A 21,638-nucleotide genomic window follows, 5' to 3' on the forward strand; every position below is an offset into this window, starting at 1 on the left:
CCCTGTTGATTTGTCACGGTGCCACGTTCGGCCAGTAGCAATGCATGCTGTAAGCTAAAATCACTTTGGCGTAGCCTTGCCTCAGCTGCAGCGGTCAGGCTCTGGTAATACGGTTTTTTTGCAGGCGGCGCTTTTAACCGCGACACAATGCCCTGACGCAGTTGCTCACAGGTATCTTTAGGCTCTGCGGTAACAAAGCTCAGGCTATCTATCAGTACCAACCTGGCAACCAGCTCCGGGAAAGCCGCAGCCAAAGCAGTTGCCACCATCCCTCCCATGGAATGGCCAATCACGGTCAGCTGCTGCCAGCCTTGTTGCTGACAAAGCGCGACCAGATCTTCTACCCAGTCAAAAAAATAATAATGGGCATCATTGCTTCGATCAGCCGACAGGCCGTGGCCCGGAAAATCCAGTGCCAGTATAGGTAGAGTAGCCAGTTCACTGGCCAGGGGCCGAAAGCTGGCGGCGTTATCCAGCCAGCCATGCAGGCAGAGTATCGGCGGTTGCGACGCACTGAATGCCGGCCTGTTAGCCAGAGCTGCCAGTTGCATGCTATTTTTATAGCCAGCTATCCTAAAATATAAAGAGTGATCCATAACAGGTACTTATTGCGTTAGTTTGTGCACTATTGGTGAAATTAGCGGTAATGCTGACAGGCTATACCAGCGAACTGCTTTACACAACAAAGGTTTAAATATGCCCTATACCCACAATACTATTGTTAAATTACAGAAGAGCAGCCCGGCACAAACTGAGTTTTATCAGGCCGTTGAAGAAGTACTCGATTCGTTGGCGCCGGTGCTGGATGAAGAAAGTCGCTTTTGTCAGCATGCCATTATCGAACGCATGGTAGAGCCGGAGCGACAAATTATGTTCCGGGTAGCGTGGGTTGATGACAACGGCAAAGTGCAGGTCAATAAAGGATACCGGGTAGAATTTAACTCGGCCCTTGGGCCTTACAAAGGCGGTATCCGTTTTCATCCCAGTGTTAACGCCAGCATTATGAAGTTTCTCGGCTTTGAGCAGGTATTAAAAAATGCACTGACCGGTCTGCCACTGGGTGGTGGTAAAGGCGGCGCCAATTTTGACCCGAAGGGTAAGTCAAACGGCGAGATAATGCGATTCTGCCAGGCATTTATCAACGAGTTGTATCGGCATATTGGCCCCAGAACAGACGTCCCTGCCGGCGATATTGGGGTTGGAACCCGTGAAATTGGTTATATGTTTGGTCAGTATAAAAAGCTAACCAACAATTTTGACGGCGTGTTCACCGGCAAGGACCTGCTTTGGGGCGGTTCTCTGGCGCGAAAAGAGGCTACCGGTTATGGCTGTGTTTATTTCGCGGAACATATGCTGGAAGGCAATAAAGATACCCTGGAAGGCAAAGAGTGTCTGGTTTCAGGCTCTGGCAACGTGGCCATTCACACCATAGAAAAATTGCTGGCGTTGGGGGCAAAGCCGGTGTCGTGCACTGACTCTCAGGGGACTATTTATCAGAAAAGTGGAATTGATGTCAGTTGCTTAAAGCAGATAAAGGAGGTCGAGAACGGCAGGCTCAGTGATTATGCAAAACGTCAGTCAGATGCAGAATACATTAGCCGCGACAGTTATCCTGAAGATGGTCACGCGGTATGGCGTCTGCAGGGGCAAATCGCTTTCCCGTGTGCGACCCAGAATGAGTTAACGGCAGCTGATGCCCGCGCTCTGCTTGATAATGGCTGCATAGCCGTGTGCGAAGGTGCCAATATGCCCTGTACCAGCGATGCGGCTGACTTGCTGTTACAAGCCAAAATTGCCTATGCACCCGGAAAAGCAGCGAACGCTGGCGGCGTAGCCACCAGCCAGTTGGAAATGGCTCAGAATGCCAGTATGCAGCGCTGGACCTTCGATGAAGTTGATCAAAAATTGAAGGACATCATGCGGGGTATTTATCAGCGAACCAGAGACACCGCTGCTGAACTTGATCAGCCGACAAATTTTATTCTGGGGGCTAACGTCGCAGGGTTTCGTCGGGTGGCCGATGCCATGATCCAGCAAGGCGTGGTATAGCCTCGCTAAACTTTACGTTATTAACGGTCTGGCGACAGGTACTCATTGTCATAAAAGGTTCTGAGCCAATGGGGCCGGTAAACGCTCATTAACGTAATGGCCATGCCGTTTAACAAGGCTTCAGCAAACCAGATAAGTAAGGCAAGTTGAAGATAATTCTGGTAAATGCTGTTCCAGCTGTAGTCGCCTTGCCAGTATACCCAGGCTGAGGTAAGTAACATTTTAAAAGTAATGGTTAAGGCGGCGTTGGCAAACCCGGCAATAAAAATATAGATGAATAAGTGGCGCGGTAAATATTGATAAGACAACCCAAAGATTAAAAAACTAAACAGGGCAGGAAGCATTACCGTCAACAATGCAATATTGCCGGTGTCCGCCAGGGATATTTTCCCAATTGCAAGCAGAATGACAATAGCAGCACTACCTATCAGCCAGGCGATCCGCCAGCCATGGCACAGCACCAGAGTGGTGATCCCAAGCAGGTGCAGCTCAAGCCCTGGTTGAATTCCGGCTTGAGCCAACCACAAAAGCGCAACAATCAGCACTGAACTGCACCACAAGTGCAGATAGCCGCTGTCTTTCATCAGCCGGGTAATGACGTCGCGTGGAAAGAACCGAAACAGTAAACCAAGCCAAAGCAGCCAGGTTGCACCCTGCCAAAACGTCATCGATTTCTCCAGTTCAAAACAAGCTTATAACAGTATGCCGGCCCCGTTATCTTGGATCAGCTCAGAGATAAGTTGTGCACCTGGCAACTTGTGCTCGGATGCTGCTATTTTGTCTGCAGGTGATCGATGAGTGCCAGATATGCATCCAGGTTATTAATATCCTCGTTTGGGGTGATTAAGTAGCGGCCATTAACCACTAAGGCGGGTACACCGCGGATATTATTGTCCTGCATTTCGCTGACACTCTGGCGCATTTTCTCTACGACCAGTTCACTGTTTTCAGCAATATCAAAAAATTTTTTTTGATCAACCTGATGTGTTATTAGAAACTGTTGTAAATCTAAAGGGGTAAGCTGGCGCTTTTCTTCATAAAGTTTAAATAACGGTGCCGTCAGGTGCTCCAACTCCATTTGCTGCAGGCTGTAAAAAATTCGGGCGTCGGTTTGCCACTGCGCTACCGCCGAGGCATGTTTACGTACCAGGCTTAGTTCAGGGCGGCGCAACATAATGGCTTCCAGCACGGGTTCAAATTGCTGACAATGTTGGCAACCAAACCAGAAATACTCCACAAGAAAAGGCGGCTTAGCATTTTCAGCATCAATATTCTCTACCAGTTTGTAATGCACGTCTTGCTGAAACCGGACGATGTCAGGATTTGCTTGCTGCGATTTGACCGCATCGTCAGAGGTGTTTTCAGGTTTTGCAGGCTCAGAGCAAGCAAGCAGCAGCCAACTTACACTGGCAACCGCCAGTAATTTAGCATAACGGGTTAAATGAATTTTAGTGCTCATAAATGTCTATGGTATTGCCAATAAAGTGGCGTTATAACAACAGGGCCGTCAGCGCTTGTCAACTGGCAAAAAACAAGGCCGCAATCGCGGCCTTGTCAGAGGATAACGCTTAAATTTTCTTATATTTAATCCGGTGTGGCTCTAACGCAGCGGCGCCATACGTGGCTTTAAGCCATGCCTCATAGTCGGAATAGTTACCTTCAAAGAAATTAACCTGGCCTTCATCCCGGTAATCAAGAATATGGGTTGCAATGCGGTCAAGGAACCAGCGGTCGTGCGAAATTACCATGGCACAGCCCGGGAAGTCGAGCAGAGCATTTTCCAGTGCCCGCAAGGTTTCCACGTCTAAATCGTTGGTGGGTTCATCCAGCAGCAACATATTGCCACCCGCTTTTAACAGGGCTGCCAGATGCACCCGGTTACGCTCACCACCGGAAAGCTCGCCAATAAATTTCTGCTGGTCGTTACCTTTAAAGTTAAAGCGACCGACATAAGCCCGGCTGGGAATTTGAAAATTACCAATTTGCAGCATATCCTGGCCGTTAGAAATTTCCTGCCATACCGTGTTTTTCGGGTTCATGCTATCGCGAAACTGATCAACACTGGCTACATGCACCGTATCGCCAATCTCAATATTGCCGCTATCGGGCTGTTCGCTGCCGGTTATCATTTTAAACAATGTCGACTTACCGGCACCATTCGGGCCGATAATACCGACAATCGCGCCTTTGGGGACACTGAAACTCAGGTCATTGATCAGCAGACGATCAGCGAAAGATTTCCGCAGGTGGGAAACTTCCAGCACTTTGTCACCCAGACGTGGCCCTGGTGGAATAAACAGCTCGTTAGTTTCATTCCGCTTCTGGAAGTCCTGGCTTTGCAGCTCTTCAAACCGTGCCATCCGCGCCTTGCTTTTGGCATGGCGGCCTTTAGGGTTAGTGCGTACCCACTCCAGTTCTTGTTTAATCGAACGCTGGCGGGCATTTTCGGTTTTCTCTTCCTGCTGTAAGCGGGCATCTTTTTGCTCCAGCCAGGATGAGTAATTGCCTTCCCACGGAATACCATAGCCGCGGTCAAGTTCTAAAATCCAGCCGGCGACATTATCAAGGAAATAGCGGTCGTGGGTAATGGCGACCACTGTTCCCGGATAATCATGTAAAAACCACTCTAACCAGGCTACTGATTCGGCATCCAGGTGGTTGGTTGGCTCATCCAGCAGCAGCATATCCGGCCGTTCCAATAACAGGCGGCAAATGGCAACCCGACGACGTTCGCCACCTGATAAATGACCAATATTAGCGTCCCATGGTGGTAAACGCAGCGCATCGGCAGCCCGTTCCAGGGTATTATCCAGGTTATGGCCATCTTTGGCCTGAATTAGTGCTTCCAGCTCGCCTTGCTCGCGAGCCAGCGCATCAAAATCGGCGTTTTCTTCAGCGTAAGCGGCATAAACCTGATCCAGCCGGCCAAACGCTTCTTTGACATCGGCAACGGCTTCTTCGACAATCTCCCGCACGGTTTTAGTGGTATCCAAAACCGGCTCTTGTGGTAAATAGCCAATTTTAGTACCAGCCAGTGGCCGGGCTTCACCTTCAAATTCGGTATCAACCCCAGCCATAATCCGCAGCAGGGTCGATTTACCCGCACCGTTTAAGCCCAGCACGCCAATTTTAGCGCCAGGGAAAAACGACAATGAGATATCTTTTAAGATGGTTTTTTTCGGCGGGACAACTTTTGACACCCGATGCATTGAGTAAATATATTGCGCCATAGTGTTATTGCAACCAGTTATTAAGGATGGCGCAAATTGTACGTCATTTTAAGCCATCAGGGAAAGCCACCGGTTATGACAACGATAATGATGGCTTTTTACCCGCTAAATCTGTTCTAATAGCAGCCATTATAAGCCACCGAAATGCAGGTATAGTATGGCCGAGTTTGAACACGATCCGAGTTATCAAAAATTTGTTGAAGAAGCTAAAACCAATGGCATCGTCTGGACCCTGGCCGACGGCGAAGATTTGCTGGTCGTAGAGTCTGTCGAGTTTGAAGAGACTGATGTGATGCCTTTCTGGTCGAACAAAGCTGACGCCCAGGCACATTGTTCAGACGAGTGGGCAGGCTATAAACCAGAAGCTATTCCACTGGATGTGTTTTGCGATGGCTGGTTAAAAGAAATGTATGACGATGGTGTCTTAATTGGCACTAACTGGGACGAGTCGTTAAACGGTCCGGAAGTTGAACCTCGCGAGCTGCTGGAGTCACTGGCCCGGGTGCAGTAATAGTCAATTTCGTCACAGTGGTTGAGTATTTTTCGGGTATTTCGTAGAAAGTTGAGTTAATGACTAAACTAATGGTTTTGTTGTGCCGTAAAAGCATCACATAACACTTAGTTGGATTTAAAGTATGTTGTCAGATGAAGCCGTATTAGTGCGCAGTGCGCTCGAAGCTCAGGGGTTAGAGACCCCAATGCTGGACAATGGCCTGTCCAGAGATGAAAAGTATCTTAAGATCTCTCAGTTAATGACAGAAGTGGTCAGCACGCTAGGTTTGGATTTAACCGATGACAGTTTAAGTGAAACGCCACACCGCATCGCTAAAATGTATGTCGATGAGGTTTTTGGCGGTCTTAATTACAAAAACTTTCCGAAAATCGCCCTGATAGAAAACAAAATGCAGGTGCGTGAAATGGTAAAGGTAAAAGATATCAGCTTTACCAGTACCTGCGAGCATCACTTTGTTACTATCGACGGCAGTGCTACTGTTGCGTACATTCCGCAAGGCAGAATTATCGGTTTGTCAAAAATAAACCGGATTGTCAGGTTTTTTGCCCAGCGCCCGCAAGTGCAGGAACGACTTACCCAGCAAATTTTATTGGCATTACAAACCTTGCTGCAAACCAAAGATGTGGCGGTTACAATGGACGCCGTGCATTATTGCGTTAAATCACGGGGCGTAATGGACATGAACTCGAAAACCCAGACCACTGCCCTTGGCGGTATTTTTAAAGACGATGGCCGCACCCGTGCCGAGTTTTTAGCCCGTTACTAACCACGTTACTGTATTCGAATCCAAAAAAGGTGCTTAAGCACCTTTTTTGCTTCAACGCTTTTTAACTAGTCATCCATCTCCCAGTCATCCAGCAGCTGGCGCAGTCGCTTTTGCTCAATCAGGTCATCAATACGCCGGCGTGCTTCATATTTTTGCTTTGCTTTACTATCTTTGCTGACTTCTTTGCGCAGCTCAATGTCAGTGGCAATATCGTCTTCTTCTACTTGTGGTTCAACTGCTAACAACATAGACAACACCTCCGTTTTTTTTGCCTATTTACCGTTATTTTGGCGGATAAAACAGTGAATTATTTTGCAACTGACGATAAAAACTTTTTACTCAAGCGCAATTTGCAATTCAGCTGCCGCCAACAGAGGCTGAAATACCTGTTTGCGCGGCGAGACTCCCTGTTTATTTGCGATTATATTTTCAATAAAATCAATAACCTTTTCTTGAAGCCGTACTTTGTTAAGTCGGTTAATCCGGGCAATTCCACCCGGGCTCATCACATTAACTTCAATCAGCTTGCCGTTAATGACATCGATCCCGGCAAAAAATAAACCGTCGCGGGCTAAACGTGGGCCAATGTGGGCGCATAATTTTTTCTCCTGTTCTGATAACTGATGTTTAAGCACGGTGCCACCGGCGTGCACGTTAGAGCGCACATCGTCCGCTGGCGGAATGCGTCGCATGGCGCCAATAGGCTTACCGTTTAGCATCAGTATCCGGATATCACCTTGCTCTGCACCCTCGACATATTCCTGCAATATAACGTAGTTGCCTCTATCACCGTCGCCAATATAAAAGTCTAATAAAGAGCGGGCACTTTGCACGGCCGACTTCTCCATAACAATGACACCTTTGCCACCATAACCATTGAGCGGTTTTAAAATCATTTTGTCATTGGCTGATTCTGCTAAAACCCGGGCCAGGTAATCCTTATTCTTCGAGACATGGGTAATGGGAATAAACTCGTTGGCTGGGTCGTGCAGGGATGCGGTATACATTTTGTTGTTCGCGATGCGAATGCCATCCAAATCATTCATTATAAAAGTGTCTTCTCGTACTGAGTCTAGAAAGTTCAGCACAATGGGGTCAAGTGGCGGGTTTAGCCGGATGAAAATAGCATCGAACGCAGCCAGTGGTAATTTTTGCTGATTAAATTCTACTTTCTGATAAAAGCTGGCAATATTGCTGGAAATTTTCTGGCCTTTTACTACTACCTTGCAAAACGCCTGCGCAATACTGTCACGCACCGTCAGGTTGTTGGCATGCGTAATAGCCACGCTATGACCACGACTTACCGCCTCGTGGATCATCCGGATGGTGCTGTCACCGTCAGGCATCACTTTTTCCCACGGATACATTAGAAAACAAATACGCATTGGCTACTCAGTTAATTAATAGGGTATTTTATTGATAGTGTGCTAAGCATAATGGGCTTGAGCAAAAATGAAAGCAGATGATAGCGTACGCCTTGGCTTTTATTGCCGTTTTTGAAAAATAATGTTGGATGGTAAAAAAGGATGTACGGCTGCATCTGATTGACCAGCGGTATCGTAGCTTATAAAAAACACCAAAGGATCAGATATGGAAACAACCCAACAACAACTGCTGGAGTGGTTATATGCCACTGCAAATGGCAATCGTGCGGCATTTGAAAAATTGTATCAGGCCAGTTCAGGTAAGCTGTTTTCTGTATCCCTGCACCTGCTTCGTCGCCACGACTGGGCAGAAGACGTGCTGCAGGATGCGTTTGTCCGGATCTGGCACAACGCGGCAGATTATCATGCTGAAAAAGGCACTGTGATGACCTGGATGATCAGTATTACCCGCTACCGGGCGCTGGATCTGCTTAAGTCGAGGCGGATTAAGGCTGAGCATCTTGATGTCGCGGACGAATTGCCTGATGAGGTGAAAACGGGGGAGGTTTTGGGCTTAACCAGGGAAAAGGTTAAGTTGGACGATTGTATGGAGGCGCTGGTACCGGAGCAACGCCAATCTATTCAGTTAGCGTATTTAAATGGCCTGAGCCATCATGAAATAACCGAGCATACCGGCTCGCCATTGGGAACCGTTAAAAGCTGGATCCGTCGCGGTTTAACCCAGTTGAAGAGGTGTTTAGAAGGATGAACTATTTAGATCAACAACGACTGGATGCCTTAGCCGTTAACTACGTACTGGGTGGCATGCGCGGCAAAGCCCGCATGCGTTTTCAAAAACTTATTTCAACCCAGGCTCTGGTTAGAACAACGGTGTGGCATTGGGAGCAACACTTAAACCCGTTAGCGGCATCGTTGCCTGCAACCTCGCCGCGGGCCGAGGTTTGGCAGAAAATTCAGCGCCGGCTTGGATGGCTTGCACCTGAGCAAGTTGTTAGCAGAAGTGTGCGGCCATTCTGGCTAAGCCTTGCCACAGCCGCCAGCTTATTATTAGCGGTAGTGTTGTTGCAGCCGATGCTGATGGCCCCGGTTAACAGCGAAGTGGCGGTTATTCAGACCTCTGAAGCCAAAGCATTGTGGCTGGTGTCACGGCAGGAGCAACAGCTGGTGCTAAAAGCGACCGCTGCCGTTTCTGCGGCAACTGACAACGACTATCAACTTTGGATGTTACCAGCCGATGGGCAGCCGCCTATATCGCTTGGCTTATTACCACAGCAAGGCGAAAGCGTGGTGCAGTGGCCTGTTGCTGCACAGGGCATTGATATTGCTGCGCTGGCGGTAAGTTTTGAACCGTTAGGTGGCTCTCTAACCGGACAGCCTACCGGCCCCGTGCTGTTTACTGCAGAGATTATTGCAATATAGCCATGGCAGTCTGTTCCGCTTAAAAAAACCGCTTCGGCGGTTTTTTTATTTTATTTAATTATTTTTTATTTAACTGCATCCAGTTGTAGAAGTCAGTCGTTACTTGGTGGCAACTTAAATCAAAAAGGATCCAGGTTATGCAACGTTCAATTTTATTTTTAGCGATTACATCAGCGTTAAGCACGGCAATCATTGTTAGCGATGTTCAGGCATCAAGCCACCGTGAAGCGCCCAGTATCACCCGTTCACCCACTGTGGATGCAACAGACTTCTACGTGTTTAACAGTTACGAAACCGGCAGGGAAGGGTATGTCACCCTGATTGCCAATTATATTCCTCTGCAGGACGCGTACGGTGGCCCGAATTACTTCGCACTAGACCCTGCTGCGGTTTACAGCATCCATATCGACAACGATGGCGATGCCATGCCTAACTTAAGCTTTAATTTTCGCTTCAGCCAAAGTTTGGTGAATGAGGGAAATGGCGTGCAACTTGCCATCGGCCCCGAAGGTAACCAGCGGATGGTGGGCGTACCACTGAAAAATGTTGGCGGGATCAGCAGTGACAGCAGTGCCGCGCTTAATTTTATCGAGAACTACAGTGTCGAGCTGGTTAACGGTGCAGATGTTAGCAACCTGATGCCTGCTGATGGTGCCATGCAGTTTACCAAGCCCTATGATAATGTTGGTAATAAGACCTTTACCAGCAGTGCAGCCTACCAGGCTTATGCTGATCAATATGTGTACGATGTTGCCATGCCGGGTTGTGATGCGATGAGCCGGATATTTGTTGGTCAGCGTAAAGACCCCTTTGTGGTTAACCTCGGGGAAACGTTCGACTTAGTGAACTACGTCCCGGTTGAAGGTGACAGTGCACCGGGTGCTGGCGATGGTGGTGGCTTTCCGGGTGGTATTACCCAAAGCGATAACAACGATGACCTGCTGGACAAAAACGTCACTTCGTTGGCCATTGAAGTACCAACAGCCTGTATTACCGGCAGTGGCAATGGTGTCGTTGGCGCCTGGACTACCGCCAGCTTACCGCAGGCACGTATTTTGAACCCGAATGCTACCTTCGCCAAACCAGAAGTTAATGGCGGGGCGTTAGTGCAGGTATCCCGCTTAAGTAATCCGCTAGTCAATGAGCTGGTTATTGGTTTGGCTGACAAAGATAAATTTAACAGCAGTAAACCGGCAGATGATGGTCAGTTCGCCGATTATGTGACACATCCAAGTTTGCCCGCGTTGCTGAACATTCTTTTTAAAGATGCAGTGAATGCCACGTTAGGAACCGACATTCAAGATTTGGCACCGTCTAACTTTCCTCGTCTGGATTTAGTTAATGCATTTTTAACCGGAGTCGAAGGCGTTAATCAGTTAGCTACTGTAACCCCATCAGAAATGTTACGCCTGAATACCGCAATCCCGGCTAAACCTGCCGCAATGCAGTCTGCTTTTGGTGTAGCAGGGGATGATTTAGCCGGCTTCCCTAATGGTCGTCGTCCGGGTGATGATGTGGTCGATATTGCGCTACGGGTGGTAATGGGTGCGCTGTGTCATGATATTCCGGTAAATGGTACGCCAACCAACCTTGGCTATTGCATGCCGGAAGATGCGCCAGTGGGTAATGTGCCATTTACCGATGGTGCACCGCTGAATGCGACTATGCTAAACAGCGAGTTTCCTTATTTACTTACGCCGCTGGCTGGCTCACCTAACTAAGGAGGTTGTGATGAACAACTTAGCTTTAAAAACCGCTTTGGTGCTGGTAACAGTTGCGGGGCTTACAGCCTGTAACAGCAGCGATAAACCCAATGAGGCACCTGTGCTGGTCAGTACCAGCTTTGTAACTGAAACCGATGAGGCCATCAATGACACATTAGTGGCGTCGGATCCGGAAAATGATCTGCTACGGTTTGCCCTGGTAACGGCAGCGGCAAGTGGCGTGGTTAATGTGCAAAGCAATGGCCAGTTTGTTTATACCCCTGGCAGTGAATTCACTGGTGATGATAGCTTCAGTGTGACCATCACTGACGGTGAAAATGTGGTAGAGGCAACCGTGATGATTGATGTTCAGGTCGCAGTGGTATCATTTTTAGACTATAGCCGTACCGCTTTTAGTCAGGATGCGACCGATACACCATTATCAGTGAATGGTCGGGTATTTACTGCGGACGCTATGGCTGAAGCAGATTATGCCGATTTGCTACAAGGTCTTTAGCCGTAACTAAAACGGGGCGGATAATCGCCCCGTTTTCTATCAGAGCATGCCGATGAAATATTCCCTATTTTTACTTCTTGTTGCATGGTGTTCTGTCGCCGATGCCCAGAGTTATAAGCCAGCCGCAACCGAGACGCTGGCGATTGGCTCCGCATTGCCATTAACCGATCAGATGCTGGTATTGCAGCAACGGATCACCATGCAACCAGAAGACAGTGATCTGCTGAAACTGACTGCCTTGTATTTACAAGGGGCGCGCCAGCCAGGATATGACAGCTGGTTTCATGAAGCCGAATATTGGCTTAGCAAAGTCAGTTCCGATAAACACGGAAGCATAGATTACTTGCTACTGCTGGCAGATCTTGAGCAGCAGCAACACCAGTTTGACAGCGCCTTAACCCGGCTTGAGCGGGTATTTCAGCAACAACCTCAACATTTATCGGCCAGCCTGATGGCCGCACGTATTTATCTGGCAACCGCACAGCATCAGGCAGCGCAACAGGCTTGTGCCAGATTGTGGCAGCAAGACTTATTTTTATTCTCTGTGTGCAGCTATGAAGTAGCCGGGCGTAGAGGCGATTGGCAACAAAGCTACACCGCTTTACAGGCCTTGTATCAGCGTCAGCAGAGCCTGCCAATAGCTATTGAGTTGTGGCTGCGCGGCATTCTGGCTGAGCAAGCGGAACAAACCGGACAATTGGCCGAGGCCCGGGACTGGCTTAGCCCGGTTCTGGCAGATGCACCGACCAGCTTGTGGCTGAAGTGGGCTGACCTAAGCCTGGCTCTGGGGAACGATAGCCAGGTATATCAGCAACTGCTGACCAAACATCAGCAGCTGGGACTGGCTGATAGTTTGCTGGTAAGGCTGGCTGCTTCGGAGCAACGCCTTAATAAATATCCTGTTATCAAGCCTGAATTGGCGCAAAGAATAACAGTCAGGCTGGCGCGTGGTGATACCGATCATGCCGCAGATATCGCTCACTATTTTCTAAAGGTGGCACCTGATGCACAAGCCGCATTGCACTGGGCTGAACTTAACTATTTAACCGCTAAAGAGCCAGATGATGTTGTTTTGCTAGAGCAAAGCAAGCTGGCGCTGCGCCATCAGCAAAGGAACAAGTAATGAACCGAAACGTTAAACTGGCCTGTTGTTTTATCGCCGCTGGCTTAGTGGCTCCAGCAGCTCTGGCCCATAAATTCAGTACAGCCTACATGGATGTGACCGTCAGCAATGATCAACCTGTGCTGCTCTGGAAAGTTGCGCTGCATGATCTGGCTCAGGCCCGTCTCATTGATGCTGACAATAGCCATCAGGTCTCCTGGCAGCAGGTTATGGATAGTGCGCCTACCCTTGAGCGCTATTTGACCGAGAATATCAGCTTCAATAGTGCCGGTACGTCCTGCCAAATCAGCGCTGCCAGTGCAGAGGATTGGCAGTTGCAACAACTGCAACGCGATCTTTATTTAGTATTACCGCTGGCAGTCAGTTGTGCCGGTAAAAGTGAATGGCAACTGACCTACCGGGCATTGTTTGCCAGTGAGCCCAGCCATAAGCTGCTGCTGTCCTGGCAGGTGCCCGGCGCTTCTGCCAATGCGGTACTTGCCGCAGATGCGGCTACGTTTCCGATTTATTAAGCAACGTTATTAGATTTCATTACGGTATCCCTTTACTGAACCTGTTATTAAATCGCTTTGTCAGGATGCACCATGAAAAACTTTCGATATTGTTTACTGTTTAGTGCCATCACATTAGCCAGTTTGCCAGCACGGCTGGCTGCAGATCCTTTATCAGCCCATGTTATGGAGCAAATTACCATTAAAGGCCGGCAGACCGACTTACTCGGCCAGGCCAGCTCAGCATCTGAAGGAATAATAGGCAACGCTGAAATAAGTGACAGGCCATTGCTACGCACCGGCGAAGTGCTGGAGTTTATTCCGGGTATGGTGGTCACCCAGCATAGCGGTAGTGGCAAAGCGAACCAGTATTTTTTAAGAGGCTTTAATCTGGACCATGGTACTGATTTCAGTACTGCTATTGATGGTATGCCAATTAATATGCGAAGCCATGGCCATGGCCAGGGCTATACCGATTTAAGCTTTATTATGCCGGAGCTTATTAGTCAGATTGCTTATCAAAAAGGCGCTTACCAGGCTAATGATGGTGATTTTTCCGCGGCAGGCTCAGCCCGGTTCAGTCTGTTGAACCGCACCCCAACCGAAATGGTGCTGGGCGTTGGCCAGGATAATTACCGGCGACTGCTGGCTAAGGGCAGCAGTAAACAGGGCAACGGTAATTTGCTGTTGGCCGGCGAGTTGCAGCACTACGATGGTCCCTGGACAGATATTAAAGAAGATATTAAGAAGTTAAACGCATTGGCGCGCTACAGCCAGCCATTGGGCAGCGGTCAGTTATCGGTTACGGCCATGGCCTATGACAATAGCTGGAACGCCGCCGATCAAATACCCGAGCGGGCAGTTGCCAGTGGCCAGATTGACCGGCTTGGCTCACTGGATCCCACCGTTGGCGGCCAGAGTAACCGTTACAGCGTGTCGGCAAACTGGTATAGCGATGCCTGGCAGGCGAGTGCCTACGTGATTGATTCTGAGATGGACCTCTGGTCTAACTTTACCTACTTTTTAACGGATCCGTTAAATGGTGATCAGTTTCAGCAAGTGGATCAACGGCAGATTGTTGGCGGTGAGTTAAGTCATCACTGGCACCACCGGGTGGGTCAGTTTGCAATAGAACATGTTGTTGGAGTGCAGCTTCGTTATGATGATATTGCAGAAGTGGGGTTGTACAATACCCGGGCGCGGCAACGGTTAAACACCGTGCGCCGTGATAAAGTACAGCAAGGCTCTGTTGGGATATTTAGCCAATCCGATATCCAGCTCAATGCCGACTGGACCGCTCATCTGGGCTTGCGTTACGACTATATGGCCGCAGCGGTTGATAGCGCGTTAACTACGGCTAATTCTGGCGACGCTTCGGACGATATTGTCACTCTCAAAGCGGGGATAAGTTATCAGTTTTCACCAAACTGGCAGGCTTATCTGAATACGGGCCAGGGCTTTCATTCCAATGATGTCCGGGGTGCCACTACAGTAGCTGATCCGGTAACGTTAGAAACCGTTGAGCCGGTCGATTTACTGGTTAAATCTAACGGAGCTGAGCTTGGCCTACGTTTCTTTGATTACACCGCGTTTAATGCATCCGTGGCAGTCTGGTATCTTGAGCTTGATTCAGAATTACTTTACGTCGGTGATGCCGGTACTAATGAAGCTAATCGCGGCAGTAAACGCTATGGTGTAGAGCTGGCAGCGTATTACTGGCTTGGTAGTAACTGGAGTCTGGATGCCGAGCTGGGATTAACCCGATCCCGCTTCACCGGTATCGAAGAGGGGGAAGGAAATTATGTTGACGGTTCATTGCCACTGGTTGCCAGCATGGGACTCATTTATAAAGCCGAGCGGCCCTGGCAAGCCAGTTTAAGGCTACGCCATTTTGGTAAACGGACCCTGGATAGTTTTAATGAGCAACGCTCTGCCGCTACTACCGTATTAAATGCCGGTTATCAATATGCCTGGCAACAGTGGCAGTTTGGCGTAGATCTATTAAATTTGCTCGATAGCACGGATAACGATATCGACTATTTTTATAGCTCGCGTTTACAGGATGAGCCCGCTGCAGGAATAGAAGACCGCCATTCGCACCCGTTAGAGCCCAGAACATTGCGTTTAAAGCTGACTTATCGATTTTAAACAGGGAGGTTACAGCTTTGGAGATCGGTTTAGGCTAAGCTAACGTACTAGCTAAGCTAACATCCAACATATCACTGGAGAATTATGATGAAAAAATGGTTAGGTGCCGCGGCGCTGTTAGGGTCGTTAACGGCCATGCCAGCAATGGCGAATCAATGTGGTGAAATACTCAGCCATGCGATGCAACAGCTAAACACCCGGGAGACGGTCGATTTATGCGCGCAGTATCAGGGGAAAACCGTATTAGTGGTTAATACCGCCAGTAAGTGTGGCTTTACTAAGCAGTTTGAAGGTTTGGAAGCGTTGTATCAGAAGTATCAGGACAAAGGCCTGGTTGTATTAGGTTTTCCGTCAGATAGCTTCAAGCAGGAATACGACGATGCCGAAAAAACGGCCGAAGTGTGTTATCTGACCTATGGTGTTAAATTCCCTATGTTTACCACCACTAAAGTAAAAGGTGACGATGCGAACCCGGTATTTAAAGCGTTAATTTCCAAAACCGGTGAAACGCCATCGTGGAACTTCAACAAGTATCTGGTCAGCGCCGATGAGCAAACGGTAAAACATTTTGGCAGCCGCACCGCGCCGGATGATAAAGACTTTATTGCTGAGCTGGAAAAAATGCTGGCTGCGAATAGTGGTACTGAAAAGACAACTAAATCTGGCGAATAACGGCTTGACCAGAGGGGCAGCTGCGGCTAGAACCTCGATTTGGACATCACAGAGTGTCTGAGTGAGTGCGCAAGCGCGAGCGAGTTGCTGTGATGGGCCAAAGCGAGTGTTGTAGCTAAAGCAGTTGACCCCGCACCAGCCGCAGTTGACTACTTTTGACTCTGCTCAAAAGCCTCATCAACAGTATGAGGTTTTGCTTCAGCGGCTGTTCTGGCAAGCACATCGCAACGCTCGTTTTCCGGGTGGCCAGCATGGCCTTTTACCCAGTGCCAGCTTACCTGGTGCCTGGTTGCTGCAGCATCCAGTCTCTGCCATAAATCCTGATTTTTCACCGGTTGCTTCTGACTGGTTTTCCAATTATTTTTTTTCCACCCGGCCAGCCATTGCATAATGCCCAGGCGCACATACTGGCTGTCGGTGGTCAAATCGACTTTGCATGCTGACTTTAAACTCTCCAGTGCAATAATCGCGGCCAGCAATTCCATCCGGTTATTGGTGGTAAGGCGAAAACCGCCGCTCAGTTCCTTGCGATGCTCGTTGTAGACCAAAATGGCGCCATAACCGCCGGGTCCGGGGTTGCCAAGACAGGAGCCATCGGTATAGATCGCAACACTTTTCTGCATAAAGCCTTTCCTCGAAGCAAAACGGCGTATAATCTAACTTAAATGCAGTAAAAAGCGAAATCTCTGATGGCAAAACGACAAATTATTCTGGATACCGAAACCACTGGTATCAATCCGCGGGAAGGTCACCGCATTATTGAAATTGGCTGCGTGGAGCTGGTTAACCGGCGTTTTACCGGTAACAATTATCATGTTTATATTAACCCGGAGCGAGAAATTGAAGCCGAAGCGATTGCCGTGCATGGCATTACCAACCAGCGTTTAGCGGATGAACCCAAATTCCGGGATATTGCGAAAAGCTTTTTTGATTATATTCAGGGTGCTGAACTGGTTATTCATAATGCCGCGTTCGACGTCGGTTTTATTGACCATGAATTTGCCCGGCTTCGTCCGGCTTTACCCCCGGTAAACGAATACTGTGCTGTACTCGATACTCTTAAATTAGCGCGCGAACTGCACCCGGGCCAGAAAAATAATCTGGATGCGCTATGCCGGCGTTACGACATCAATAACAGCCACCGAACGTTGCATGGCGCTTTGCTGGATGCAGAAATTCTGGCTGACGTATACCTACTGATGACCGGCGGCCAGGTCAGTTTAAATCTGGCGGCAGAGCAGGATCAGGCAGAGCAGGGCGATAGTGGCCAGCCGGTTATTATTCGTAGCAGTAAGCTAAAGGTTATTAAGGCATCGGCCGATGAACTGCAAGCGCATGAAACGCGGCTTGATTTAGTTCAGAAGAAAGGAGGAAGTTGCCTGTGGCGCAACTAAGAGCACAGTGGTGGTATTTGCTAGTGCTGGTATTGCTTTGGCCCGCAGCGAGCCACGCACGCCAGGATCCGGCCGTTCCTGCCGAACAACCGCAGGCTGAGACTCTGCCAACTACAAACGGAGAAACGGCAAAAAAAGTATCAGAAAGTGCTGCTCCAGACAGTGCGCTAACCGATGGTTTTGCGCTGCTCGACGACTTACCCACCAAAAACCAAATTCCTTTTTTTGAAAATCGTTTTCGGATTGACAGTGAAGTAGACACCATAACCTTGCTGATGTTTCGCCGCCCTGGCAGTGCATCGGTAGTGTTGGTCAGGCCGGATGGCAGCAAACTGCATTTTAATACGGCTGAAGAAAATAAGGTACGCTGGCACGATGCGGCCAATTATGACTTAATTGAAATTGACAACCCGATGCCTGGCCCCTGGCAAGCAATTGGCCGCATCCTGCCAGAAAGTCGTGTTATGGTGCTTACCGATATTAAACTGGATGTTGATCCGCTGCCTGATAATTTAATGGTTGGAGAAACGGTCAAAGTCACCGCGCGAATACTTAATGGCGGAGCGGCAATTAATGCCCGCGAATTTAGTGAAGTGTTGATGCTTGAAGTGATTTTTATCAGCACTAACAACGCTGACTATGATAACTTCGGCCGCGGCATTATTCAGGTAGCGACATTTCGCGATGACGGTCGTGGCTTTGATGAGCGCGCCCGCGATGGCGTATTTACCGGCGAATTTAAACTGGATTTCGTGGCCGGCCAGTGGACGCCCAAATACATGGTTCGCACCGCACTTTATACCCGCGAACTGGAGCAGGATCCGCTTATTTTAAAACCGGCGCCAATCACTCCTCAGGTTGAGCTGGCGGCAACGGACACTGAGCCTCATCAGGTTGTTTTCAAGTTGACCGAGCAAGGTGTGGTCGCAGACAGTTTATTGATCCAGGGACGGATACGTTATCCTGATGGCAACATTGATCCCTTTGCGCTGAACGCGCAGGATAATCCCGACGCAACCCTGCAAGTGCTGAACAAGGGATTTGGCAGCTATATTCTGGAAACCGCAGTGTTTGGTAACTGGCAGAATGGTCGGGAGTTTATGTTAACCATGCCGGAGCTGAGCTTTGTGGTGAATCAGCAAACCTTCGCTGCGCCCGAACTTGAACAGTTGCCCGAGCAACTTCTTGCTGAGCGTGCTGCGGAACAATCCGAGCCAATACCGGAGTTTCCCTGGGGCTTGGTTATTGGAATTAATTTGTTTATTCTGATCGCCGGTAGCCTTGCTATCTGGTTAATTATGAGCGGTAAAAAGCCTGCAGCCTTGTTATTTTGGCGCAAGTCATCTGCCAGCACTACAGGTGCTGCCAAGCCAGCTAAAGCCGCCGGCAACAGCACTAAAAAAGCAACTTTGCCAACAAAAGCGCAAAAAAACAACGATCTGGATGATATTCTGGATCTTTCCCTGCCGGATGATTAAGGAATAGCCAAAAGCAACGAAAAAGGAGTTGACGGGCTTTAGCCTTATCCGTATCATTCCCGCCGCACCAGACGATACCCAAATGAAATTGTCTGGTGTAATTAGCGCGGAGCGGTAGTTCAGTCGGTTAGAATACCGGCCTGTCACGCCGGGGGTCGCGGGTTCGAGTCCCGTCCGCTCCGCCATTTATTCCATTTCGTAACAGCACCTTACTCAATACCCAGCGGTAGTTCAGTCGGTTGCTCTTTTCGATGAGCTTAGCCGGCCTGTCACGCCCCAAGCCTGAATGCTCGCGGGTTCGAGTCCCGGCAGCGAAGCCATTTATTCCTTTTTACGAACATCAGCTCAAATAATATCAGCTCACTTAAATACTATGCGGTAGTTCAGCGATTTGCACTACGTTTAGCGCCCGGACATATGTTGGGCAAGGTTAAGCGGAAACAGGTTCCCTTGCCGATGATAGAATCTACGCTGATAGCACCACCTAAGGTACTTGCCATCAAATTGTAAACAATTGCCAGTCCCAGACCACTGCCGCCATTACTTCTTTTTGTGGTGTAAAACGGCTCAAAAATACGTTTTTGCTCAGCTTTCTCTATTCCCTTGCCACTGTCCTTTACTGTCAGTTCAACAGTGTTTTTCAGGTTTTTATTGATGGAAAAGACGATTTGGTTGTCACTCTGTCCTGGTTCAAAGGCATGAATACAGGCATTGATAACCAAATTGGTAATCACCTGAGCAATAGCGCCGGGGTAGGTGGTGATGCTTACCGGTTGGTCACACTCAATAATATGATTCACATTATAGGCTTTAGTGTAAGGTTCAAGGGTTGATACCAGCGTATGAATATAGTCTGCCAGATTAATTGTCTGAATGTCGTAACTTGATTGATCAACGGCGGTTTTCTTAAAATTAACAACCAGCTCAGCAGAGCGGTTTAGTGTGCGTTCTATCACACCGTGACTATCACGTAACGCCATAATAGTCGTTTCCAGTTTACTGCGGCTTAAGGTATTGCTTGTCAGTAATTCCTGAAGTTTATCAGTCAGCTCTATACAGTGTGAATTGGCGGTAATAGCTATTCCCAGCGGTGTATTCACTTCGTGGGCTACGCCTGCGACTAATGTACCCAATGACGCCATTTTTTCTGACTCAACCAATTGAGCCTGGGTGTGCTGCAATTCATGGATATGTTTCTCAAGCTGCTTGGTGCGCTCGACAACTCGTTGTTCAAGTTGTTGATTTAAAACTTCCAGCTGCTGTTGATACTTTTTTTTCTGACTAGCGGTAAGTGCCCGGCCATATAAATCCGCCAGCGCAGCAACAAAGTAAGTTTCATCATCAGTCCAATGTTTTAACGTGTCTTTTTGCTCACAGCAAATAATGCCGATCATCTTGCCGCCAAATCGGATGGGTACATCCAGCATTGACATAATATTGGCTGGGATCAGGTAACTTTCGGTAAACTCTTTGGTCGCAGGATGGTTGCAAGCATCGTCGGCGCGGATAACACGCTGATGATCCAGGGCGTTAAAGTAAACAGGCAAATCTTGACGATAAAATACAGATTTTTCGGTACTTAAGGGCAAGTCGATATCAATCAATTGCTCGCAGGTAATTAGTTCGCGGTTGTCGTCAAAACACCAAAGGCTGACCCGGGAGATTGTCAGCCCGTTTAGGCAGGCTTGTAGTAACAGCAATTCTGCAGCCTGGCTGTCGCCACTGTCAAGTACCGGGCTTAATGACACATGCAGCAGGATATTTTCAAGCGTTGTATCCACGTCAACCAACTTATTGGTGATGGCAGAGTAAACTGCCTGCTTTATTCAATGTGGTCAGGTTTATAATTACTATAGCAATGAATTTAGCCGCTGACGAACCAGCAACTTAATAATATGGCCATCAGGATGTTATTTTTTAAGTGGTACTTTGCCCGCAATAAACCAACCTATAATCATCATCGCAACAAAACCCACGGTACCACTACTGGCGGCCGGTAGTGCGGCAATGGCCGGGCCAGGGCAATAGCCTGCTAACCCCCAGCCAACACCAAAAATAGCGGCCCCGATCAGTAATGACCGATCCAACTGCTGTTTTGATGGCAAGGTAAAGCCACTACTCAGTAGCGGCGCTCCCTTTTTTTGCGATAATCTGTAGCCGATGGTATAAACCACTAGAGCTGCAGCCATCACAAATGCCAGGCTGGGATCCCAGTTACCGGTTAAATCTAAAAAGCCCAGTACCTTTTGTGGGTCAATCATTTTTGAAACAGCAATACCTGCTGAGATAAGTAAGCCGGACAACAACGCAAAAAACAGTTGCATATAAACCTCACAAATTAAAAGAAACTGGCGACGACGACACCGGTGGCCATAAACATCATGGTGGCAGCAATGGATCGCGGCGAAAAGCGACCAATTCCGCAAATACCGTGACCAGAAGTACAACCGCTGCCCCATGCAGTGCCAAGACCAACCAGTAAGCCGGCAAGCAGAGTTCTGCTGTTAAGTTCTGGTGTACTAAAGCTAAAATCACTGATGATTAAACCGACCACGAAAGGCCCAAGTAACAGGCCCACAACAAAAGCCAGTCGCCAGTTACGTCCATCACTCTGAAACAGAGCCTGGCTGGCAATACCTGAAATGCCGGCTATCCGTCCTAATGTTACCAGCAGTAATAAGGTGCCCAGACCGATAAGGCTGCCGCCAATTAAGGCTGAAATCGGGGTGAAATTATCCATGCTGCACCT

23 protein-coding genes and 1 tRNA gene are annotated in these 21,638 nt (G+C 48.6%); 14 read left to right on the forward strand and 10 right to left on the reverse strand.

Translation table 11 applies throughout. The annotated features are described in order from the left end of the window. Window positions 1-596: alpha/beta fold hydrolase (locus tag ABY802_RS09000; protein ID WP_372626709.1), on the reverse strand; the 596-nt coding region annotated here is incomplete at its 3' end. Window positions 597-696: 100 nt separating this feature from the next. Here ABY802_RS09000 and gdhA point away from each other — a divergent pair. Next, window positions 697-2,049 carry an NADP-specific glutamate dehydrogenase gene (gene gdhA, locus ABY802_RS09005; RefSeq protein ID WP_372626710.1) on the forward strand — a complete coding sequence of 451 codons (1,353 nt, stop codon included), beginning with the start codon at window positions 697-699 and terminating at the stop codon, window positions 2,047-2,049. 20 nt (window positions 2,050-2,069) lie between these two features. On the opposite strand, the gene ABY802_RS09010 is transcribed toward gdhA, so the two are convergent. The 3 genes from ABY802_RS09010 to ettA form a co-directional block, all read right to left on the reverse strand. Beyond that, window positions 2,070-2,717, reverse strand: coding sequence for an energy-coupling factor ABC transporter permease (locus ABY802_RS09010; RefSeq protein ID WP_372626711.1), 648 nt, complete (start codon window positions 2,715-2,717; stop codon window positions 2,070-2,072). A gap of 104 nt (window positions 2,718-2,821) precedes the next feature. Further along, window positions 2,822-3,508 (reverse strand): thiol:disulfide interchange protein DsbA/DsbL, encoded by a 687-nt coding sequence (locus tag ABY802_RS09015; RefSeq protein ID WP_372626712.1) that lies wholly within the window; start codon window positions 3,506-3,508, stop codon window positions 2,822-2,824. Window positions 3,509-3,617: 109 nt separating this feature from the next. After that, window positions 3,618-5,279: an energy-dependent translational throttle protein EttA gene (gene ettA, locus ABY802_RS09020; RefSeq protein WP_372626713.1), complete on the reverse strand. Its 1,662-nt coding sequence runs from the start codon at window positions 5,277-5,279 to the stop codon at window positions 3,618-3,620. Between the two features lie 157 nt (window positions 5,280-5,436). Between ettA and ABY802_RS09025 the strand changes: the two genes are divergently transcribed. Together ABY802_RS09025 and folE are read left to right on the forward strand one after the other, a co-directional pair. Further along, complete coding sequence (locus ABY802_RS09025) at window positions 5,437-5,790, forward strand: DUF2750 domain-containing protein (protein ID WP_290611084.1); 354 nt, start codon at window positions 5,437-5,439, stop codon at window positions 5,788-5,790. A gap of 124 nt (window positions 5,791-5,914) precedes the next feature. Beyond that, the gene (folE, locus tag ABY802_RS09030; protein ID WP_372626714.1) at window positions 5,915-6,559 is read left to right on the forward strand and encodes a GTP cyclohydrolase I FolE; all 645 of its coding nucleotides are present in this window, start codon (window positions 5,915-5,917) and stop codon (window positions 6,557-6,559) included. 65 nt (window positions 6,560-6,624) lie between these two features. On the opposite strand, the gene ABY802_RS09035 is transcribed toward folE, so the two are convergent. Together ABY802_RS09035 and ABY802_RS09040 are read right to left on the reverse strand one after the other, a co-directional pair. Continuing rightward, entirely contained in the window at window positions 6,625-6,807 is a 183-nt protein-coding gene (locus ABY802_RS09035) for a PA3496 family putative envelope integrity protein (protein ID WP_372626715.1), read from the reverse strand. A gap of 87 nt (window positions 6,808-6,894) precedes the next feature. Beyond that, window positions 6,895-7,944 (reverse strand): glutathione synthetase, encoded by a 1,050-nt coding sequence (locus ABY802_RS09040; RefSeq protein WP_372626716.1) that lies wholly within the window; start codon window positions 7,942-7,944, stop codon window positions 6,895-6,897. A 205-nt stretch (window positions 7,945-8,149) separates the two neighbouring features. Between ABY802_RS09040 and ABY802_RS09045 the strand changes: the two genes are divergently transcribed. The 8 genes from ABY802_RS09045 to ABY802_RS09080 all read left to right on the forward strand — a co-directional run bounded on the left by ABY802_RS09045 (window position 8,150) and on the right by ABY802_RS09080 (window position 16,017). Continuing rightward, window positions 8,150-8,692, forward strand: coding sequence for a sigma-70 family RNA polymerase sigma factor (locus ABY802_RS09045; protein ID WP_372626717.1), 543 nt, complete (start codon window positions 8,150-8,152; stop codon window positions 8,690-8,692). After that, the gene (locus ABY802_RS09050) at window positions 8,689-9,363 is read left to right on the forward strand and encodes an anti-sigma factor domain-containing protein (protein WP_372626718.1); all 675 of its coding nucleotides are present in this window, start codon (window positions 8,689-8,691) and stop codon (window positions 9,361-9,363) included. Before ABY802_RS09045 ends, ABY802_RS09050 begins: the two co-directional genes overlap by 4 nt. Window positions 9,364-9,500: 137 nt before the next feature. Continuing rightward, complete coding sequence (locus ABY802_RS09055; protein WP_372626719.1) at window positions 9,501-11,084, forward strand: DUF4331 domain-containing protein; 1,584 nt, start codon at window positions 9,501-9,503, stop codon at window positions 11,082-11,084. A gap of 10 nt (window positions 11,085-11,094) precedes the next feature. Beyond that, window positions 11,095-11,583, forward strand: coding sequence for an Ig-like domain-containing protein (locus ABY802_RS09060; protein WP_372626720.1), 489 nt, complete (start codon window positions 11,095-11,097; stop codon window positions 11,581-11,583). A 52-nt stretch (window positions 11,584-11,635) separates the two neighbouring features. Further along, a complete protein-coding gene (locus ABY802_RS09065; RefSeq protein WP_372626721.1) occupies window positions 11,636-12,706 on the forward strand; it encodes a tetratricopeptide repeat protein in 1,071 nt (356 codons plus the stop codon). Then, on the forward strand, window positions 12,706-13,218 hold the full coding sequence (locus tag ABY802_RS09070; RefSeq protein ID WP_372626722.1) for a hypothetical protein: 513 nt from the start codon (window positions 12,706-12,708) through the stop codon (window positions 13,216-13,218). The genes ABY802_RS09065 and ABY802_RS09070 overlap by 1 nt, the downstream gene beginning before the upstream one ends. Window positions 13,219-13,290: 72 nt before the next feature. Continuing rightward, entirely contained in the window at window positions 13,291-15,345 is a 2,055-nt protein-coding gene (locus ABY802_RS09075) for a TonB-dependent receptor (RefSeq protein WP_372626723.1), read from the forward strand. Between the two features lie 84 nt (window positions 15,346-15,429). After that, a complete protein-coding gene (locus tag ABY802_RS09080) occupies window positions 15,430-16,017 on the forward strand; it encodes a glutathione peroxidase (protein WP_372626724.1) in 588 nt (195 codons plus the stop codon). Between the two features lie 149 nt (window positions 16,018-16,166). On the opposite strand, the gene rnhA is transcribed toward ABY802_RS09080, so the two are convergent. Next, complete coding sequence (rnhA, locus tag ABY802_RS09085; RefSeq protein WP_372626725.1) at window positions 16,167-16,640, reverse strand: ribonuclease HI; 474 nt, start codon at window positions 16,638-16,640, stop codon at window positions 16,167-16,169. 66 nt (window positions 16,641-16,706) lie between these two features. Here rnhA and dnaQ point away from each other — a divergent pair, with 66 nt between their 5' ends. The 3 genes from dnaQ to ABY802_RS09100 all read left to right on the forward strand — a co-directional run bounded on the left by dnaQ (window position 16,707) and on the right by ABY802_RS09100 (window position 19,074). Beyond that, entirely contained in the window at window positions 16,707-17,411 is a 705-nt protein-coding gene (dnaQ, locus tag ABY802_RS09090) for a DNA polymerase III subunit epsilon (protein ID WP_372626726.1), read from the forward strand. Then, a complete protein-coding gene (locus tag ABY802_RS09095; RefSeq protein WP_372626727.1) occupies window positions 17,399-18,889 on the forward strand; it encodes a TIGR03503 family protein in 1,491 nt (496 codons plus the stop codon). The genes dnaQ and ABY802_RS09095 overlap by 13 nt, the downstream gene beginning before the upstream one ends. A gap of 108 nt (window positions 18,890-18,997) precedes the next feature. Further along, a tRNA-Asp gene (locus ABY802_RS09100) sits at window positions 18,998-19,074 on the forward strand. Between the two features lie 198 nt (window positions 19,075-19,272). Here the strand turns inward: ABY802_RS09100 and ABY802_RS09105 are convergent. From ABY802_RS09105 to ABY802_RS09115, 3 genes are all read right to left on the reverse strand, one after another. Beyond that, window positions 19,273-20,670 (reverse strand): ATP-binding protein, encoded by a 1,398-nt coding sequence (locus tag ABY802_RS09105; protein ID WP_372626728.1) that lies wholly within the window; start codon window positions 20,668-20,670, stop codon window positions 19,273-19,275. A gap of 129 nt (window positions 20,671-20,799) precedes the next feature. Beyond that, the gene (locus tag ABY802_RS09110) at window positions 20,800-21,213 is read right to left on the reverse strand and encodes a DUF6691 family protein (protein WP_372626729.1); all 414 of its coding nucleotides are present in this window, start codon (window positions 21,211-21,213) and stop codon (window positions 20,800-20,802) included. A 14-nt stretch (window positions 21,214-21,227) separates the two neighbouring features. After that, window positions 21,228-21,629 carry a YeeE/YedE family protein gene (locus tag ABY802_RS09115; RefSeq protein ID WP_372626730.1) on the reverse strand — a complete coding sequence of 134 codons (402 nt, stop codon included), beginning with the start codon at window positions 21,627-21,629 and terminating at the stop codon, window positions 21,228-21,230. Between the last annotated feature and the right edge of the window lie 9 nt (window positions 21,630-21,638).

It is taken from the genome of Arsukibacterium sp., from assembly GCF_041616895.1.
Lineage (GTDB): Bacteria > Pseudomonadota > Gammaproteobacteria > Enterobacterales > Alteromonadaceae > Alishewanella.

Bases quoted from the DNA above. Each gene is read 5' to 3' on its own strand.
- gdhA (WP_372626710.1), top strand. From the start codon at position 697: ATGCCCTATACCCACAATACTATTGTTAAATTACAGAAGAGCAGCCCG.
- ABY802_RS09010 (WP_372626711.1), bottom strand. From the start codon at position 2,717: ATGACGTTTTGGCAGGGTGCAACCTGGCTGCTTTGGCTTGGTTTACTG.
- ABY802_RS09015 (WP_372626712.1), bottom strand. From the start codon at position 3,508: ATGAGCACTAAAATTCATTTAACCCGTTATGCTAAATTACTGGCGGTT.
- ettA (WP_372626713.1), bottom strand. From the start codon at position 5,279: ATGGCGCAATATATTTACTCAATGCATCGGGTGTCAAAAGTTGTCCCG.
- ABY802_RS09025 (WP_290611084.1), top strand. From the start codon at position 5,437: ATGGCCGAGTTTGAACACGATCCGAGTTATCAAAAATTTGTTGAAGAA.
- folE (WP_372626714.1), top strand. From the start codon at position 5,915: ATGTTGTCAGATGAAGCCGTATTAGTGCGCAGTGCGCTCGAAGCTCAG.
- ABY802_RS09035 (WP_372626715.1), bottom strand. From the start codon at position 6,807: ATGTTGTTAGCAGTTGAACCACAAGTAGAAGAAGACGATATTGCCACT.
- ABY802_RS09040 (WP_372626716.1), bottom strand. From the start codon at position 7,944: ATGCGTATTTGTTTTCTAATGTATCCGTGGGAAAAAGTGATGCCTGAC.
- ABY802_RS09045 (WP_372626717.1), top strand. From the start codon at position 8,150: ATGGAAACAACCCAACAACAACTGCTGGAGTGGTTATATGCCACTGCA.
- ABY802_RS09050 (WP_372626718.1), top strand. From the start codon at position 8,689: ATGAACTATTTAGATCAACAACGACTGGATGCCTTAGCCGTTAACTAC.
- ABY802_RS09055 (WP_372626719.1), top strand. From the start codon at position 9,501: ATGCAACGTTCAATTTTATTTTTAGCGATTACATCAGCGTTAAGCACG.
- ABY802_RS09060 (WP_372626720.1), top strand. From the start codon at position 11,095: ATGAACAACTTAGCTTTAAAAACCGCTTTGGTGCTGGTAACAGTTGCG.
- ABY802_RS09065 (WP_372626721.1), top strand. From the start codon at position 11,636: ATGAAATATTCCCTATTTTTACTTCTTGTTGCATGGTGTTCTGTCGCC.
- ABY802_RS09070 (WP_372626722.1), top strand. From the start codon at position 12,706: ATGAACCGAAACGTTAAACTGGCCTGTTGTTTTATCGCCGCTGGCTTA.
- ABY802_RS09075 (WP_372626723.1), top strand. From the start codon at position 13,291: ATGAAAAACTTTCGATATTGTTTACTGTTTAGTGCCATCACATTAGCC.
- ABY802_RS09080 (WP_372626724.1), top strand. From the start codon at position 15,430: ATGATGAAAAAATGGTTAGGTGCCGCGGCGCTGTTAGGGTCGTTAACG.
- rnhA (WP_372626725.1), bottom strand. From the start codon at position 16,640: ATGCAGAAAAGTGTTGCGATCTATACCGATGGCTCCTGTCTTGGCAAC.
- dnaQ (WP_372626726.1), top strand. From the start codon at position 16,707: ATGGCAAAACGACAAATTATTCTGGATACCGAAACCACTGGTATCAAT.
- ABY802_RS09110 (WP_372626729.1), bottom strand. From the start codon at position 21,213: ATGCAACTGTTTTTTGCGTTGTTGTCCGGCTTACTTATCTCAGCAGGT.
- ABY802_RS09115 (WP_372626730.1), bottom strand. From the start codon at position 21,629: ATGGATAATTTCACCCCGATTTCAGCCTTAATTGGCGGCAGCCTTATC.